This is a genomic window from Salinibaculum salinum (genome assembly GCF_037645885.1).
GTDB lineage: Archaea > Halobacteriota > Halobacteria > Halobacteriales > Haloarculaceae > Salinibaculum > Salinibaculum salinum.
On record NZ_JBBENW010000006.1, the window covers coordinates 50806 to 68802 of the forward strand.

Genomic DNA, 17997 nt, shown 5'->3' on the forward strand with positions numbered 1-17997 from the left:
ATTATTTTTTCAGATGGAGGAACTCGAAATGGTAGATCCACTAGTCCGAGTCGGCCACTGCAGTCCGGACGCACCGAACGTCGACATCCACGTCGACGGTAATCTAGCCTTCCAGGATGTTGCCTTCGAAGACATCTCCGAGTACACGACGCTCTCGGCTGGCAACCACGACATCCGAATCACCCCCGCTGGCGCGGACGCCCCTCTCGTCGATGCACCGCTCGCCCTCCATTCGGATACGAAGTACACAATTCTCGCGACCGGGATGCTCGACAACATCGAGGCGACAGTCTTCGAGGACGACCCCGGTGAGGTGCCGTCCGGGAAGGCTCACGTCCGATTCATTCACGCGTCACCGGATGCGCCGCGCGTGACCGTTCAGGTCGCGGATGGACCGAAACTATTCAGACGGATGAAATATCGGAAAATGAGCGACTACGAACAGGTCGATGCCGGGAGCTACGACATCGAAGCCGTCGCAAAACGAGGAGAGGAACCGGTCTTGCGACTCTCTGACCTGCAGTTTGACGGCGGCGGTGCGTACACCGTTATCGCTGTCGGACAGGTCCAAGAGGGGACACTCGATGCGCTTTCCGTCGAAGATGCGATGGCTGAAATAGCTGCTGACGACTGAAAAAGAGCGGACGAAACCGTGACAGACGGTGAGCGCGCTGGTGTACGAGTCGGGAGCTGTACTGACGCTTCTGATGCTTGAGACGCCAGCAGCGACCGCTGCTTAACCTCCCACTGTCTTCAGAATTGTTCGTCGCTTTGTTCCGTGGTGAAACACCGCCACCCGAACTCTGCGTTTTTTACGCCCGTCGGTGGCTGACAGTCCAGACAGCGGGCAGTATATGTGGCGCGCTTTCGAAGGTGTCTCAATGGCAGATATCCGGGAACTCGACCCCCAGACAGTTGAGCGCATCGCAGCGGGCGAGGTCGTCGAGCGCCCGGCCAGCGTCGTCAAGGAACTCGTCGAGAACAGCCTCGACGCTGGCGCGAACCGCGTCGAGGTCGCCGTCGAATCGGGCGGTGTCGACGGGATTCGCGTCACCGACGACGGCGCTGGCATGACAGAGGAAGAGGTCCGGCGAGCCGTCGAGAAACATACCACCAGCAAGATCACTGACATCGCAGACCTCGAAGGCGGCGTCGGGACGCTCGGATTTCGCGGCGAGGCGCTGCACGCAATCGGCGCGGTCTCCCGGCTCACCATCACGACGCGCCCACGCGAAGACCGGAGTGACACCGATGCCGACCGGGGGTCCGAACTCGTTGTCGAAGGGGGCGACGTGACGAGTGTCGCTCCCGCCGGCTGTCCGACGGGGACCACAATCGAGATTCGAGACCTCTTCTACAACGTCCCCGCACGCCGGAAGTATCTCAAACAGGAGTCGACGGAGTTCGCCCACGTCAACACTGTCGTCACCAGTTACGCGCTCGCCAACCCGGACGTGGCCGTCTCGCTGTCTCACGACGGCCGCGAGACCTTTGCGACTACCGGCCGCGGTGACCGCCGCGAGACGGTCATGGCGGTGTACGGCCGCGAAGTCGCCCAGTCGATGCTCCCGGTCGACGACGCTGCGATGCCCGATGGCCCGCTCGACGGGGTCTCCGGACTGGTCAGTCATCCCGAAACGAATCGTGCCTCCCGCGAGTATCTCTCGACGTTCGTCAACGGGCGGTACGTCACCGCCTCGACGGTCCGCAACGCCGTCGTAGAGGGGTACGGCGCACAGCTTGCGTCGGACCGCTTTCCCTTCGCGGTACTCGACCTGGCCGTCGACCCCGGCGACGTCGACGTGAACGTCCACCCGCGGAAACTCGAAGTTCGCTTCGCCGACGACGAGCAGGTCCGCGCGCAGGTCAGTACCGCCATCGAGCAGACGCTGCTCGACGAGGGACTGATTCGCTCGTCGGCACCGCGGGGTCGCTCTGCGCCCGAACAGACCGAGATTCGCCCCAGTAGCGGGGCCGATTCGGACGACGAAAGGGCGGCCGACGCCACCGACAGCGACGCTCGGTCCGCAGGCGGGAGTACCGACGCCGGCTCCTCGAACGGCCCAAACCAGAGCGAGACCGGTCCCGACACGACGACTTCACCGACACGGACCGAATCGACCACGTCGCCGTTGTCACCCAGTCCGCAAAACACGCCACCTTCCCCCGAACCCCAGAACACGAATCGGGAGTCAGCGGACGACGAAGCGGGGGAGGTGGGAACGGCAGCCGAGACCAGGACGGAGATAACGGACGAAGATGGGGCGGGACCAGGTAGCGACGACTCGAATCGGAAGTTCGCGGCCAGCCACGACCAGCGACAGCTCGGTAGCGACGCCGTCACAGACGACCACGACTTCGAGACGCTGCCCGCGATGCGCGTGCTGGGACAACTCCACGACACCTACGTCGTCGCCGAGACCGACGATGGACTCGTCCTCATCGACCAGCACGCTGCCGACGAGCGAATCAACTACGAACGGCTCCGAGCGGACTTCGACGGCGAGACGACCACCCAGGCGCTTGCCGACCCGGTCGAACTCGAACTCACGGCAAAGGAGATGGCGGTCTTCGAGCGCCACGGAGACGCCCTCGCGCGACTTGGCTTTCGGGCCGAACGGGTCGACGACAACACTGTCGCGGTGTCGACGGTCCCGTCACTGGTCGCAAAAGCGGCCAGTCCCGACCTCCTCCGGGACCTGCTCGGAGACCTCGTCACGGGAGAGGCCGCCGCGGCCGAGACGGTCGACGCTGCTGCCGACGAACTCCTCGCGGACCTGGCGTGTTACCCCTCGATTACCGGGAACACTTCACTTACCGAGGGGTCTGTCGTCGACTTGCTCGACGCACTCGACGACTGTACGAATCCGTACGCGTGTCCGCACGGGCGCCCAGTTATCGTCGAACTGGACAGCGACGAACTGGAGGCACGGTTCGAACGGGATTATCCAGGTCACGGCGGGTAGGTGTCTCCATCGACACCGCGTCCAGCCGGGTAACGCCGGGCTAGAGAACTAAGCCCCTCCCTGTCAATTGCCCCCGTATGCCAGAACTTGTGACGTTCGGGGAGACGCCGTTACGCCTCTCGCCGCCCGGAAAGGAACGCCTGGAGACCGCAGATTCGATGGCGCTCGACGCAGACGGGACGGAGAGCAACGCCGCTGTCACGGCTCAACTGCTCGGCGTCGACAGCACCTGGGTGTCGAAACTACCGGACTCGCCGCTCGGGCGACGCATCGTCGCCGAACTCGAGAGTCACGGTCTCGAGACAGATATCACCTGGGCCGACAGCACCGAATATCGGCAGGGGCTGGTCTTTCACGAATCGGGCCACCCGCCTCGCGAATCGATGCGATGGCACGACCGGAAGGGATCGGCAACGGCGACGGCCAAACCGGGGGATCTCCCAATGGACCGTATCCAGACCGCCGATATCGCGTTCACCGGTCTGAGCACGCCTGCGCTCTCGCGGGACGCTGCTGAGACGACGAAAGCGATGCTACGGGCGGCCCACGGGAGCGGCGTCACGACTGCCATCGATATCGATTATCAGGCCGGTCTCGCCGATCCGGCGTTTCTCAAGGACGTTCTTCTGGAGCTGTTCGAACACCTCGAAGTACTCGTCGCCAACGAGGAGCGGATTCGAACGGTACTGGACCGGTCAGGCAAGCCCCGCGAACTGGCGAACTCTGTCGCCGCGGAGTACGACCTCAAGACAGTCGTCATCACCCGCAGCAAACGCGGTGCGGTCGCGCTGCAGGACACGCCTGGGACGAACGTGATTCACGAGCGCGAGACCGTCGAGACCGAGGCAGTCGACGACGCCGGACAGCACGGCGCGTTCTCTGGCGGCTTTCTCGCCCGCCTCGCCGACGACGGTGACCTCTCTGCGGCGCTGAGCTACGGCGTCGCCGCGGCAACGCTCGCCCGGACTGTCCCAGGGCCGCTGTTGACTGCCGAACGGAGCGAGGTCGACCGAATCGCCGACGACGTCATCCAGGCATCGCGGTAAGACAACGATATCGCGGAGTAGAACGACCTTTTCCAAGCCGACGTACCGGAATAAGCCGTCGTTAGAGATTTAAGACACACCTGCAACATTCAGAGTATGTTACGGTTGTCTGCGGGAGTTGTCACAACACTACTCGTCGTTTCGGTACTCGCACCGGGTGCTATCGGGGGAGCGACAGCACAGGACGATACTGTCACGGTGACCGTCGCCGTCGTTGACTCGAACGGTGACTCAGTCGGGGACGTTGACATTTCGGTCACCTGGAACGGGGGCGAAGGCGGGCCGATAAACGAGACAACTGCCGGTAACGGGAAGGCATTCGTCGACGTTCCACGAGGAGCAGACCTCGAAATCGAGATAGACGACGACGAGTACGTCAGGAACAGCCCGTTCGTGAAGTTCAACGCCGCCGAGGAAGAGATTCGGGTTCCCGTCTCGCTGAGCGGGCAAGCGACGCTCACCGTCGAGAGCGAAGACGGGCCTGTTTCGAATGCAGATCTTACTCTGCTGAAAGGAAGCAACAGTGTCGAATCGGTGAGCACCAACGAGAGTGGGGAGGCAACGACCCGTCGACTCGAACGTGGCAACTACGGGCTTCGAGTCGAGAAACCCGGATTTCTCACAAACAACTCTGAGATTGCACTGACCGGTGTTGTCGAAAAGCGAGTCACACTCGAACGCGGGACCGTCTCGGTCGATTTCAGTGTCGTGGACAATAATTTCGACGAGGCACGCCCCGTAGAGAACGCGACGGTGTCGATTCCACAGATCGGCTACTCCTCGCGGACCTTCGACAACGGTGAAACGTCGACCAGTGTCCGGGTCAATCGAGAGTACACTGCCGAAGTCTCGAAAGACGAGTACGAGACTGTCAGCCAGCGATTCACTGTCGAAGAGGAACCCGTGTCGGTCGACATCGCCATCTCGCGGGCGGATACGCTGAACGTTCGGTCGGCGAACAACCGCGTCGTCGTCGGCGAGTCGACGCGTATCACGGTCACCGACGAGTACGGCGACCCGGTTCCGAACGCCGCGGTTCGGGTGGGCGGACAGAGCGCGTCGCGGACCAACGATGACGGCGAGACTGACGTGACGATCAACGCAACTGGCAACGTGACCGTCACCGTCTCCGACGCCGGTCTGTCGGCATCGGTGACTGTCGAGGGTGTCGAGACCGGTTCGGACCCGACCCCGACGGCAACGCCGACTCCGGATTCGTCGACGCCGTCACCCGAACCGACCGAAACTGACGAAATGACGACTGAGCCCGAGGAGACGGCTGGAGACAGCGGCCCCGGATTCGGTATCGCTGTCACGCTCGCGGCACTGGCTGGTGTGCTCGCGCTTGCTCGCCACCGCTAGCTCAGGTCGGGGAACTTAACCACGCTCCCCCGCTGATTTCCTGTATGACCGTTCTCGCCTCGGTCCACGACGACCACGATGCCACCTACACGGAGCGTGCAGGTCGGCGAATCGTCGCCCACTACGGCCGGCCCGAGCGCGTCCATCGCGCTGTCAGAAACGTCGTCGGCCTCATCGAACACGCATACGGCGTGCTCACCATCTCCGGTGCCGACCGAATCGACTTCGTCGATAATTCCGTCTCGAACCGCATCCCGTCTGCCGATGGACAGGGTGTCTACGCACTCCTCCTCGATCCGCAGGGCCGCATCGAGACGGACATGTACGTCTACAACGCCGGCGAGCGACTCCTCGTCTTCACGCCGCCCGGTGAGGCCGCGCCGCTGGCCGAGGAGTGGCGCGAGAAAACGTTCATTCAAGATGTCGATATTGCCGTCGCGACCGACGAGTTCGGTACGTTCGGGATTCACGGCCCGAAAGCAACCGAGAAGGTAGCGAGCGTCTTCTCCGAACAGACGCCCGACCAACCCCTCTCGTTCGTCCGCGGCGGGATGGGGGACCACGGCGTGACGGTTATCCGAACGGACGGGCTCACCGGCGAGGAAGGCTACGAAGTCGTCTGTACTGCCGACGCTGCCGAGGAAATTTTCGATACACTCGAAAACCGCGGAATGAACGCCGCACCGTTTGGCTATCAGACCTGGAATTCGCTCACACTCGAAGCTGGGACGCCGCTGTTCGAATCGGAACTCGACAGCGAGGTGCCGAACACGCTGGGGCTGCGCAACGCTGTCGACTTCGAGAAGGGCTGTTTCGTCGGCCAGGAGGTCGTCTCTCGCGTCGAGAATCGCGGTCGGCCGAGTAATCGACTGGTCGGACTGACTGTCGATTCCGAGCCAGACGCCGGCGCAGCGGTGTTCGCGGGCGACGAGGCCGTCGGCGAGGTGACGCGCGCTGTCGAGAGCCCGACGCGTGAGGAACCCATCGCGCTCGCCCGCGTCGCATTCGACACTGACAGTGACCTGACCGTCCGTGTCGACGGCACGGAAGTTGAGGCGCGTCGCGTCGAGTTACCGTTCGTCAACGGGACAGACCAGTCAGCGCGTCTGCCGCAGTACTGACTGAGCGCTGTTGTTCTTTTCAGACTGAAGTTTATCAGGCAGAACGGGACCAGACGGCGTGTGCGTTGAGCATCGCCCGGCGACGGCTTGCGGTTGTGCGACACACCGTCGTCGGTTCTGCCCGTGTCGCCTGTTCGTCACAACTGCGCCAGCTACAGCTCGCTACCGCGAGAGCAGCGCACGCAACTGCTCGCGCGAGAACAGTGACGTCGGCCGGTCCATGTGGACGCCGATCTCACCCTCGAAGACAGCCATGCCGGCGCGCTGGAGCAGTACCGGTGCCGAGTAGCCCGCGCGGACAAGCTTGCCGAGTCGGATGTCAATCCGGAGGTCCGCGCGCCACGCGCGCTCGTAGTCCCCGAGTGTCCCGGGGCTGTCGGGGTCTATTTCGCGGGCCGCGTGGTCGGCGGCGGTCATGCCGTACCGGATACCACCGCCGGTGAAGGGCTTGGTCTGGGCAGCGGCGTCACCGATGAGGAACGACCGCCGACCGGTGACGCGTCGCGGTGGGCCGATGGGAATAAGTCCCGAACAGCGACGGTGTACGTCGGCACCGTACTCGTCGACGAGTGCATCGAAGCGCTCGCGGACATCCGCGCTGTCGGCGGCCATCCCGAGCCCGTACTCGACGCCGGCATCGCCGCGCGGGATGCGCCATGCGAAAAACCGCGGGACAGTGAGGTGAACGTCGACGAAATCCTGATCGTCTGGCGTCTCGTCGAACCCGAGCACGCCGTGGAGTAGTTCGTCGGGTTCGGGCAGGTTGAGCTCCCGGCGGACGCGAGATTTCGGACCGTCGCAGCCGGCGACCATCTTCGCGCGGTGCGTTTCGAGTCCGTCGGTTCCGCGTACGTCGACGCTGACGTGGTCGCGGTGCTCGGTGACGCCAACGACGGTGTGGTGTTCGCGCAGGTCCGCGCCTGCCTCACGCGCGCTGTCTGCGAGGACTCTATCGAGACCGACGCGGTCGATGACGTTCGAGACGGGTTCGTTCTTGTAGAACTCGTAGGCGCGCGAATCAGTCCCGCCGAGGTGAAAACGCGCGCCGAAGACCTCGTTTTGAAGCAATTTCTCGCGCGCGCCAGTCGGGGTAAACTCCCAGATGTCGGTACTGACGTGTCCGGAACAGGCAAGCGGTGTCCCAACCTCTCCCTGCTCGAAAACGAGCACGCCGTACCCGGACGCGGCCGCGCGGCGGGCGAACCGCGACCCAGCCGGTCCGGCCCCCACGACGACGAAATCGTGCATGTCCGAACGTGCCAGACCGAAAGATAAATCACTCACGATTGGTCTCGATCGTCCAGAATTGGGTGTCGGAAGCGTTGCAACAGTGTGACCCCCGCTCACAGGGGTCCTGAACAGGGCAAATACCGAGAGAAAAAAGGAATCTTCAAAAGCACGCCGCATGGAGACTCACACAATGATGGCTAGCATAGGCGCGTTATTCTCGTTAGAGGGAATCGCATTCGCGCTGTTCGCCATGGTAACAGTGGGGAGCAGTGTCGGTGTCGTTCTCGTTCGCGACATCTGGCACGCAGCGCTGTTACTCGGCGTCGCGCTACTGAGCGTCGCGGTTCACTACGTGATGGTTCAAGCCGAATTCATCGCGGCAATGCAAATCCTGGTGTACGTTGGCGGCGTCCTCATCCTCATCACCTTCGCGGTCATGTTGACCCGTGAGGACGACACGCTGGAGGTGCCAGTATGACGACTAAACCCCGGCCGATACGCCTGGACCGGAGCGCACTCCCCGGTCTGGTTGCCTTCGGGCTGTTTACCGTCATGGCGGCGGTCTTCATTGGAGCCGAATTTGGCACTGCCGAGGGATTCCCCGCCGGTGAGAGCATCGTCGCAGGCATCGGAAACTCGCTGCTGGGTATCACCGACGGCGGCCTCGTGGTGGAGAGTTTCCTCGTTGCGCTCATCCTCATCGCTATCGCGCTGGATGCGGCGCTGGACGGCGCTATCCTGCTGGCCGAACGCGACGGGGGTGACGAGTAGATGGCTGTCTCACCCCAGTTCTATCTGCTGCTCTCGGCAGTCGTGTTCTGTACGGGGCTGTTCGGCATCCTCGTCCGCCGGAACGCGCTGATGTTCCTGATGTCTGTCGAGTTGATGCTCAACGCCGCGAACATCAACCTCGTCGCCTTCTCACACTACTACGGCAACCTCACGGGCCAGGTCTTTAGCCTGTTTATCATCGCACTCGCTGCCGCCGAGGTCGCCATCGGCATCGGCATCATCCTGGTGTTGTATCGTAACTTCGATGATATCGACGTGACCAAAGCAACGACAATGAGGTGGTAACTATGGCACTTGCATTCGACATCTCTCCGGCCATTGCGGCGCTCCCGTTCGCCGCGTTCCTGATCGCACTGGCGTTCGGCAACTACATGCCAAAGGGCGGTGCCCTCGCTGGCATCGCGGCGACCGGCGGCTCCCTGCTCCTGTCGCTGTGGGTCGCGGTGACCCTCTTTGGCGGTGCCGACCCATATCACACTCAAATTTACGAGTTTGTCCTCGGTGCTGAAGGCGTCGCCGGGGTCGACCTCACCTTCGGGTTGCTCATCGACCCGCTCTCTGCGCTCATGCTGGTCATCGTTTCGCTCATCTCTTTCCTCGTCCACATCTTCTCGCTGGGATACATGAACGACGAGGGCGAGACCGGTCTCCCGCGGTACTACGCCGGTCTCGGCCTGTTTACCTTCTCGATGCTCTCCTTTGTCTACTCGGACAACCTCCTGATGGCGTTCATGTTCTTCGAGCTGGTGGGGCTGTGCTCGTACCTGCTCATCGGCTTCTGGTTCCGCCAGGAGGGGCCACCGAGCGCAGCGAAGAAGGCGTTCCTGGTCACCCGCTTCGGTGACTACTTCTTCCTCATCGGCGTCGTCGCCGTGCTGGCGACCTTCGGAACGGCGCAGTTCGCCGGCGAGAACTCTTTCGTCGTGATGGCCGAACACGCGCTCGATCCCGGACACACGGCTGAAATCACCACCTACCTCGGGCTCGGTGCCCAGGAGTGGTTCACTGTCGTCGGCCTGCTCGTTCTGGGCGGCGTCATCGGCAAATCGGCGCAGTTCCCGCTGCACACCTGGCTGCCCGACGCGATGGAGGGTCCGACGCCCGTCTCCGCACTCATCCACGCGGCGACGATGGTCGCGGCCGGTGTCTACCTGGTCGCACGCATGTACGGGTTCTACGCGCTCTCGCCGACTGCACTCGGCGTCATCGCGCTGGTCGGTGGCTTCACCGCGCTCTTTGCGGCGACGATGGGCGTCGTCAAGCAGGAACTCAAACAGGTGCTGGCGTACTCGACCATTTCCCAGTACGGGTATATGATGCTCGCGCTGGGCGGTGGTGGCTACGTGGCTGCAGTCTTCCACCTGACGACCCACGCCGTGTTCAAAGCGCTGCTGTTCCTCGGTGCCGGGTCGGTCATCATCGCCATGCACCACAACGAGAACATGTGGGACATGGGCGGTCTGAAAGACAAGATGCGCGTCACCTACCTCACCTTCCTCTCCGGGTCGCTCGCGCTCGCGGGCATCGTTCCGTTCGCGGGCTTCTGGTCCAAGGACGAGGTGCTCTACGAGACGCTCTTGCACGCGCTTGGAACCGACAGCACTGTCGGCACGCTCCTGCTCGCCGGCTACGCGATGGGGCTGCTCGCAGTGTTTTTCACCGGCTTCTACACGTTCCGGATGGTTTTCCTGACCTTCCACGGTGACGCGCGATCTGACACGGCGCGCGACCCCGAACCGGTTCGCTGGAACGTCAAGCTCCCGCTGGCCGTGCTCGGTGTCGGCGCGGCGACGGTCGGGTTCATCAACATGGCGCCGGTCGAGAAGCTCACCGGGATTCACCTGACGTTCCTCCACGACTGGCTCGACGGCAGTCTGAGCTCGCTGAACGCGCACCACTACGTCGAGATTCTGGAGTCGGACTTCGGCGCGGGCTACCACGCGGCGGACATCGGCGTGGTGGGCCCGGGTCTCGCCTCGCTCGGGCTCGCACTCGCCGGTGTCGGGACGGCGTACTTCCTCTACGGTGGTGCCGCGCCCGAACAGCACACGAAGAAACTCGGTTCTATCCGCACGCTACTCATGAATAATTACTACCAGGACGAATATCAGGTCTGGCTGGCTCGGGGCGTGACCGTCCCGGTCGCGAAGGCCGCTGACACGTTCGACCAGGGTATCATCGACGGTGTCGTCAACGGCATCGGAAGCGTCTCGCTGTTCTCCGGCGAGCGCTTCCGGAAGATTCAGACGGGCGTCGTCAGCAACTACGCCGCGCTCCTGGCGCTGGGGCTGACGCTCTTGGTTCTCGTCTTCGGAGTCGTTGGGGGGTGGTTCTGAATGTATATCGAGGCACTCCTCGTTGCAACACTGGCCGCGGCCGGAATCGTCTTCCTGGCCCCGAACCGCATCGCCGGGAAGCTGGCGACAGCGCTCTCGGTGATTCCGCTGGTCGGCAGCCTCTACATGTGGTTCACCTTCGACGGCAGCGGGAACGCACTCCTCGAAGGCAGTACGATTGCCTTCGAGACGACGGCGACGTGGCTCCAGCTCGGCCCTTACCAGCTGCAGTGGCACGTCGGCGTCGACGGTGTGAGCCTCCCGCTGCTCGCGCTCACCACCATCCTGACGACGCTCGCGCTCATCTCCTCGTGGACGCCGATCGACGAGCGCCAGTCGCAGTTCTACGGCCTCATGCTGTTCATGGAAGCAGCACTCATCGGCGTGTTCACCGCGCTTGACTTCTTCCTCTGGTTCGTCTTCTGGGAGGGCGTGCTCATCCCGATGTACTTCCTCATCGGGGTCTGGGGCGGCCCGCGCCGGAAGTACGCCTCGATCAAGTTCCTCGTCTACACGAACGTCGCCTCGCTGGTGATGTTCATCGGACTCTTCGGGCTCATCTTCGGGCTCGGCGACAACCTGACGACGCTCGGACTGCCCGAAATCGCCCAGTCAGTTCGCGGCGGCGATCTCGGCTCTTTCGCTGGCTTCGAACCGGAAGCGCTGAAACTGGCGGCCTTCGTCGCCATGTTCGCCGGCTTCGCGGTGAAGGTACCAGTCGTCCCCTTCCACACGTGGCTGCCGGACGCACACGTCGAGGCCCCGACGCCGGTGTCGGTCATCCTGGCGGGCGTCCTGCTGAAGATGGGGACCTACGCGCTGCTCCGATTCAACTTCACGATGCTCGCCGACGTGGCCCGCGACTACGCGGAAATTATCGCGGCACTCGGCGTACTCTCGGTCATCTACGGGGCGATGCTCGCACTCGCACAGCGCGACCTCAAGCGCATCGTCGCGTACTCCTCGATTTCCTCGATGGGATACGTCATCCTCGGACTGGTCGCGTTCACGCCACACGGCTTTGGCGGCGCGACCTTCCAGATGATCTCCCACGGCCTCATCTCGGGACTGATGTTCATGACCGTCGGCGTCTTCTACAACTCGACGCACACGCGGATGGTCGGCGACATGTCCGGGATGGCAGACCGGATGCCATGGACGGCGGGCATCTTCGTCGCCGCCGCCTTCGGGTACATGGGTCTGCCGCTAATGAGCGGCTTCGCCGCTGAGGTCCTGGTGTTCATCGGCGCCTTCCAGTCGACGACCATTGCCGGCGCACCGATCTACACCGCGCTTGCGATGTTCGGCATCGTTGTCGTCGCCGGCTATCTGCTGTGGGCCATGCAGCGCACGCTGTTTGGCTCGTTCGAACTGGAAACTGACTACGAAATCGGCCGCGCGCCCGCTCACGACGTGGCGCCGCTGGTCGTCCTGCTCCTGCTCGTCATCCTGCTCGGTGTCGCACCTGACATCGCGTACGAGATGATACAGGATGCGATCAATCCCCTCCTCGGAGGTGGTGCCTGATGGCAGCAATTCCACTCCCTGACACGGCCGCAATCGCACCGATGGCGCTGTTCGCGGTGACCGCACTGGTGTTGTTCCTCTACGACACCGTCGACCCCGACAGCATGAACTCCGAAGCGCTCGCTGGCATCTCCGTCGCCGGCTCGCTCTCGGTTCTCGCCGTCACTGGCTGGTATCTCGTCGCCGGCACCGGGCAACCGCCCGAAGGCGCTATCAAGCTCTTCGGCGACAGTCTCGTCGTCGACGGGATGGCGCTGTTCTTCACGGCGCTTATCGCCAGCGTCGTCACGCTGGTGGTCGTCGCCAGCTACGACTACCTGAAAGGCCGCGAGAAGCAGGCGGAGTACTACTCGCTGGTGATGCTAGCTGCCACCGGGATGGCCATGATGTCGGCGGCCAACTCCCTCGCGACGGCCTTCATCAGCCTCGAACTCGCCTCGCTGCCCTCCTACGCGCTCGTCGCGTATCTCAAACACAACAAGGGTAGCGTCGAGGCCGGGCTGAAGTACTTCCTCATCGGCGCGCTTTCTTCTGCTATCTTCGCTTACGGTATCTCGCTGGTGTACGTCTCGACGGGCGCACTCCAGTTCGACGCCGTCGCAAGCGCGCTCGCCGACCCGACCGCACCGGGCGTGCTCGGCCTCGGCGTCATGATGATTATCGGCGGGCTGGCGTACAAGACCGCCAGCGTCCCGTTCCACTTCTGGGCACCCGAAGCCTACGAGGGCGCGCCGGCACCCATCTCCGGGTTCCTCTCCTCGGCCTCGAAGGCCGCCGGCTTCGTGCTCGCGTTCCGCGTGTTCACGGTCGCACTGGGCGGCCCGACTGGTGAACTCGCAATCCTGGACACTATCGACTGGGTCGTCGCCTTCCAGATTCTGGCCGTCGTCACGATGACGGTCGGGAACTTCGCGGCGGTCAAACAGGAGCGGGTCAAGCGGATGCTCGCCTACTCCTCGATCGGCCACGCCGGCTACGTGCTCATCGCACTCGCCGCGCTTACTGAAGGGGCTGACCACCAGCTCGTGCTCGGCTCCGGGATGGCCCACCTGCTCGTCTACGGCTTCATGAACACCGGCGCGTTCATGTTCATCGCCCTGACCGAACACTGGGGTGTCGGCCGCGAGTTCGAGGACTTCAACGGCCTCGCCAAACAGGCACCCTTCGCCTGTGCCGCGATGTCCATCTTCCTGTTCTCGCTGGCCGGCCTCCCGCTCGGTGGCGGGTTCCTCTCGAAGTTCTACCTGCTGATGGCTTCGATCAACGGCGGCGTCGCGCTGCTCGCGGTTGCGCTCGTCGTCAACAGCGCGCTCTCACTCTACTACTACACGCGCGTCGTCCGCGCGATGTGGATCGAAGAACCAAACGGCGACGTCGAAATCGAGAGCTACCCGACGGGGCTGTACGCCGCCATCGCGATCGCGGCGGTCGCCACCGTCCTCCTGCTGCCCGGCTTCGGCCCGGTCATCGAGACCGCGCAGACGGCCGCCGGGATGCTCGTCTGAGACTACTTTTTTCGGCTGCGGGTGTCGCACGCGCGGCTTCGCCGCGCGGCGCACCGCTTGCCGAAAAAACATAGTGAAAAAGGCTGCTCGCGGTCGGTAGACCGCTCGCAGGTGCTATCGTAGTTTCTTCCGCAACAGCACCGCACAGCAACGGCAGGCCTGCCCTTCCCCGAATCACGCGGCCCTTCGGGCACGCGTTCTCGGCCGCGTTGATTATCGAATATTTGAGCGACGGTCTGCGAGCCACGGATTAGCGACTCTCTTACAAACTGAACGTCTCAGAGAGAGGGGTCTATGGTTAGAACTCCGCTGGTACGTCCGGGCGAATTTTTTAGCGAGCGGGCCAGTCCACCGGCGTTCCTGCCACCAGCGAGTATCGTTGTGGTCTGGTCGCTGCTCTATGGATTGGTCGGCATACTCTTCACCGAGATTCTCTGGGAGGAGCTAGCGACCGACCCGGAGTTTGCCGACCTCGTTCCCAACGAGACGGCGGCTCCGCCCGGGATGGGCCTTGAAGGACTCCCCGGGCTCCTGGGTGAAGCGTGGGTCTGGTATGCAGTCGGCCTCGTCTCTGTCGTCATCTTCGCTCTGGGTTTCTGGCTCGCCCTGGCAGCCGTACTGTACCTCGTTTCGGGCCTGTTCACTGAGACGGGACGGTTCGGGCGACTGCTGCTCTACACAGGGTGGGGGTTCCTCCCTGCACTGCTGTACACCGCGTTCGTACTCGTCGAACTCCTCGCTTTTATCGTACTTTTCGGCCCGAACGCCTACTGGGACACGCTCTTGCTGACGGACCTCATCGACCCGGCACTGTCCTGGTTCGTCACGATCTGGGTCGGATACATCTGGGTGCACGCACTCGAAGCCGCACGTGGTCTCACGCGTAAACAGGCCATCATGACGACCGCAATTCCGATTGGCGCGTATTTTCTCTACGAGTTCTGGTTCTGGTTCCTCTAAGGGGAACGGTCACGTCAGGTGATCACCAGCCCGGCCCTTCCACATACTGCAACAACGCTCTCGGCCACGCTGGTCACAGATCGATCACCTTACTGCGACGTGAGCTACCTTTATTCGAACCGCTCTCAAACACCGCTGGCGTGCAGATTTCGCTGTCGCTGAATGTGTTGCTCTTGGTGGCGACCATCGTCCTCGTGGCCGGGGTCGTCAACGGTGTGGCGGGCTTTGGGTTCGCCATCGTGGGGACGATGGCGCTGGCCTCGCTGATTGCACCCGCGACGGCCGTCGTGTTCATGATTCTCCCCATCTTCGCGGCGAATCTCACACTCGTCCGCGAACTCTCTGTTGCCGACCTCCGGAGTTGCGGGAGCCGATTCGCCCCGCTGATTCTCTCGGCGCTGGTCGGGACTGTCGTCGGGATGGCGATTCTCGAAAGTCTGCCCGCGGCCCCGCTGCGCGTGGGGCTGGGCGTGCTCACACTCGGATTCGTGCTCACCGCACAGAATCTGGTCGCACTCCCGGGGCTGGACCGCGCGAAATCGGGCTGTTTCGTCGAGTCGACGCCGGCGATGGTCGGTCTCGGCGGCATCTCCGGTGTCGTCTTTGGCGGGACCAACGTCGGCGTCCAGCTCATCGCCTACGTTCGGAGCTGTGACCTCTCTCACGGCCTGTTCGTCGGCGTCGTCGCACTGGTGTTCCTCGGCCTCAACGGCGTGCGCGTCGGCGCGGCGGGCGCGCTCGGTCTCTATCCGGACCTTGCGACAGTCGGGTTATCGGCGGCCGCCGCGGTGCCAGCCGTCGTCGGCGTCACTGTCGGCCAGCGAGTGCGTGGCCGGGTGAGCACGCAGGCACGCAGACGGGGCGTTTTCCTTCTGTTGACACTCATCGGGATTCGACTGGTTCTCGGCGGTCTCGGCATCGCGTGACGTCGGCGTCGGTTCACAAACGCCAAGTGCTGCCCCACGGAGGAGGTGATATGAAGGCGACAGCGAAAGCGCACCCGATTCAGGGACTGGTGAAGTACCACGGGATGCGCGACGAGGAACTCAGACTCCCGTATCACGACTCCATCAGCCTCTGTACCGCACCGAGTCACACGAAGACGACCGCCGCGTTCGACGACTCGCTGGCCGAAGACGAGTACTCCATTGACGGTGAGGAAGTCGAGGGCCGCGGTGCTGAACGCATTCGCGCGGTCGTCGACCACGTCCGCGAACTGGCCGACATCGACCACCGCGTCCGCTTCGAATCGGAGAACACCTTCCCGACGAACATCGGCTTTGGTTCGTCGTCGTCTGGCTTCGCCGCGGCGGCGATGGCTCTCGTCGAGGCCGCCGGACTCGACATGACGCGCCCGGAGATCTCGACCGTCGCACGCCGCGGCTCCTCCTCTGCCGCACGCGCGGTCACGGGCGGGTTCTCGCACCTGCGGACGGGACTCAACGACGAGGACTGTCGCTCCGAGCGGATTCCTGTCCCCGACGACCTCGAATCGGATCTCCGCATCGTCGCGGGGATGGTCCCCTCCTACAAGGAGACCGAAGCGGCACACAAGGAGGCCGCCGACAGCCACATGTTCGAATCGCGGATGGCTCACATGCACGGCCAGATCGCCGAGATGCGCGACGCGCTCCGCGGCGGCGACTTCGAGGCGGTGTTCGAACTCGCCGAGCATGATTCGCTGTCGCTGGCGGCGACGACGATGACCGGCCCCGCGGGGTGGGTCTACTGGCAACCCCGGACAATCGAGATTTTCAACGCCGTGCGGGAGCTCCGCGAGGAGGGCGTCCCGGTCTACTTCTCCGTCGACACCGGTGCGAGCGTGTACGTCAACACGACCGAGGCGTACGTCGACGAGGTCGAGGCAGTCGTCGCGGACTGCGGCGTCGACACGCGCGTCTGGGAACTCGGCGGCCCGGCCGAGATTCTCGACGAGAGCGACGCCCTGTTCTGAGCCCGCCACCGTTCACCCGTCGCAGGGCTTTACTCCGTTCCAGCCCAACCACTGGTATGCACGTCGCCGTTCTCGGTGCTGGCTACGCCGGTATCAGTCTCACGCGAAAACTTGAGCAGTCACTGTCTCCCGAAGACGAGATTACGCTCGTCGACGAACGTGACACGCACCTCGTCCAGCACCTGATTCACCGCGTCGTCAGCCACCCGTCACTGGCCGACGACCTCCAGTTGCCTATCGAGAACCTGCTCGATCGTGCCGAGTTCCTGCAGGCAGAAGTGACCGGGTTCGACCCCGACACAGCGACTGTCGACCTCGCTGACGGAACACTCGATGCGGAGTATCTCGCTGTCACCCTCGGCGCGCAGACGGCCTTCTACGAGATGTCAGGCGTTCGTGAACACGCGACGCCGCTCAAACGCATCGAGGACGCAGAGCGCATCCGCGCGGATTTCGAACCACTTCGCGAGCACGGTGGCAGCGTCGTCGTCGGCGGTGCCGGCCTCTCCGGTATCCAGATTGCGGGCGAACTCGCGGCGATGGCAGAAACGGCCGACGGTGACGTCGAGGTAACACTCGTCGAACGCCTCGATAGCGTCGTCCCGAACTTCCCCGAGCGATTTCAGCGAGCCGTCGCCGAGGAACTCTGCGAGCGTGGCGTCACCGTCCAGACCGGCCGCACCGTCGAGGCTGCCACCGAAGATACCGTCTCCTTCACCGCCGGTGACGAACTCGACTACGACCAGTTCATCTGGACGGGCGGTATCGCAGGCCAGGACGCTGCGGGGGGTGAGCGCCCACAGGTGCGTGCGGACCTCCGACTCGGCGAGCGTGCGTTCGTCGCGGGCGACGCCGCGCGCGTCGTCGACACTGACGGCCAGCCGGCCCCCGCGAGCGCACAGACGGCCGTCCGGCAGGCAGGCGTCGCGGCGAACAATATCGAGAAACTCCTCGCTCACGAGCGCACCGGCGAGGGATTCGCACCGAGACTCGACCGCTATCGGTACACGGAACTCGGCTGGCTGGTCAGCGTCGGCGACGGCGCCGTCGCACAGGTCGGCGGGCAGGTCGTCCGGGGACGAGCGGCAAAGGCGCTCAAGACGACGGTCGGTGCTGGCTATCTCACCTCAATCGGTGCAGTACAGAACGCCAGCGACTACGTCTGGGAGAAAGTCGGCGGAGCCAAGGCGGACTAACA

Annotated in this window: 16 protein-coding genes; 15 read left to right on the plus strand and 1 reads right to left on the minus strand. The window is 63.6% G+C overall.

The annotated features are described in order from the left end of the window. The first annotated feature begins 28 nt into the window (after positions 1-28). The 5 genes from WDJ60_RS07255 to ygfZ all read left to right on the plus strand — a co-directional run bounded on the left by WDJ60_RS07255 (position 29) and on the right by ygfZ (position 6495). Positions 29-634 carry a DUF4397 domain-containing protein gene (locus WDJ60_RS07255; protein ID WP_340099593.1) on the plus strand — a complete coding sequence of 202 codons (606 nt, stop codon included), beginning with the start codon at positions 29-31 and terminating at the stop codon, positions 632-634. Positions 635-881: 247 nt separating this feature from the next. After that, on the plus strand, positions 882-2966 hold the full coding sequence (mutL, locus tag WDJ60_RS07260) for a DNA mismatch repair endonuclease MutL (RefSeq protein ID WP_340099595.1): 2085 nt from the start codon (positions 882-884) through the stop codon (positions 2964-2966). A gap of 77 nt (positions 2967-3043) precedes the next feature. Then, positions 3044-4012: a sugar kinase gene (locus tag WDJ60_RS07265; RefSeq protein ID WP_340099597.1), complete on the plus strand. Its 969-nt coding sequence runs from the start codon at positions 3044-3046 to the stop codon at positions 4010-4012. Positions 4013-4108: 96 nt separating this feature from the next. Next, positions 4109-5374, plus strand: coding sequence for a carboxypeptidase-like regulatory domain-containing protein (locus WDJ60_RS07270; RefSeq protein ID WP_340099600.1), 1266 nt, complete (start codon positions 4109-4111; stop codon positions 5372-5374). 44 nt (positions 5375-5418) lie between these two features. Continuing rightward, entirely contained in the window at positions 5419-6495 is a 1077-nt protein-coding gene (gene ygfZ / locus WDJ60_RS07275) for a CAF17-like 4Fe-4S cluster assembly/insertion protein YgfZ (RefSeq protein WP_340099603.1), read from the plus strand. A gap of 162 nt (positions 6496-6657) precedes the next feature. On the opposite strand, the gene WDJ60_RS07280 is transcribed toward ygfZ, so the two are convergent. Next, a complete protein-coding gene (locus WDJ60_RS07280) occupies positions 6658-7743 on the minus strand; it encodes a geranylgeranyl reductase family protein (protein ID WP_340099606.1) in 1086 nt (361 codons plus the stop codon). 175 nt (positions 7744-7918) lie between these two features. Between WDJ60_RS07280 and WDJ60_RS07285 the strand changes: the two genes are divergently transcribed. The 10 genes from WDJ60_RS07285 (at position 7919) to WDJ60_RS07330 (ending at position 17995) form a co-directional block, all read left to right on the plus strand. Beyond that, on the plus strand, positions 7919-8203 hold the full coding sequence (locus tag WDJ60_RS07285; protein WP_340099930.1) for an NADH-quinone oxidoreductase subunit J: 285 nt from the start codon (positions 7919-7921) through the stop codon (positions 8201-8203). Continuing rightward, entirely contained in the window at positions 8200-8496 is a 297-nt protein-coding gene (locus tag WDJ60_RS07290) for a proton-conducting membrane transporter (RefSeq protein WP_340099609.1), read from the plus strand. Before WDJ60_RS07285 ends, WDJ60_RS07290 begins: the two co-directional genes overlap by 4 nt. Continuing rightward, positions 8497-8802 (plus strand): NADH-quinone oxidoreductase subunit NuoK, encoded by a 306-nt coding sequence (nuoK, locus tag WDJ60_RS07295; RefSeq protein ID WP_340099612.1) that lies wholly within the window; start codon positions 8497-8499, stop codon positions 8800-8802. Positions 8803-8804: 2 nt separating this feature from the next. Further along, on the plus strand, positions 8805-10853 hold the full coding sequence (gene nuoL / locus WDJ60_RS07300) for an NADH-quinone oxidoreductase subunit L (protein ID WP_340099615.1): 2049 nt from the start codon (positions 8805-8807) through the stop codon (positions 10851-10853). Continuing rightward, a complete protein-coding gene (locus WDJ60_RS07305; protein ID WP_340099617.1) occupies positions 10854-12380 on the plus strand; it encodes a complex I subunit 4 family protein in 1527 nt (508 codons plus the stop codon). Continuing rightward, positions 12380-13885: an NADH-quinone oxidoreductase subunit N gene (locus WDJ60_RS07310; protein WP_340099619.1), complete on the plus strand. Its 1506-nt coding sequence runs from the start codon at positions 12380-12382 to the stop codon at positions 13883-13885. Before WDJ60_RS07305 ends, WDJ60_RS07310 begins: the two co-directional genes overlap by 1 nt. 294 nt (positions 13886-14179) lie before the next feature. Continuing rightward, on the plus strand, positions 14180-14845 hold the full coding sequence (locus tag WDJ60_RS07315; protein WP_340099621.1) for a YIP1 family protein: 666 nt from the start codon (positions 14180-14182) through the stop codon (positions 14843-14845). A gap of 140 nt (positions 14846-14985) precedes the next feature. Continuing rightward, positions 14986-15771 (plus strand): sulfite exporter TauE/SafE family protein, encoded by a 786-nt coding sequence (locus WDJ60_RS07320; RefSeq protein ID WP_340099624.1) that lies wholly within the window; start codon positions 14986-14988, stop codon positions 15769-15771. A gap of 50 nt (positions 15772-15821) precedes the next feature. Beyond that, positions 15822-16799 carry a phosphomevalonate decarboxylase MvaD gene (gene mvaD / locus WDJ60_RS07325; RefSeq protein ID WP_340099626.1) on the plus strand — a complete coding sequence of 326 codons (978 nt, stop codon included), beginning with the start codon at positions 15822-15824 and terminating at the stop codon, positions 16797-16799. Between the two features lie 56 nt (positions 16800-16855). After that, positions 16856-17995, plus strand: a complete 1140-nt coding sequence (locus WDJ60_RS07330; RefSeq protein ID WP_340099628.1) for an NAD(P)/FAD-dependent oxidoreductase — start codon at positions 16856-16858, stop codon at positions 17993-17995. Positions 17996-17997: the final 2 nt, after the last annotated feature.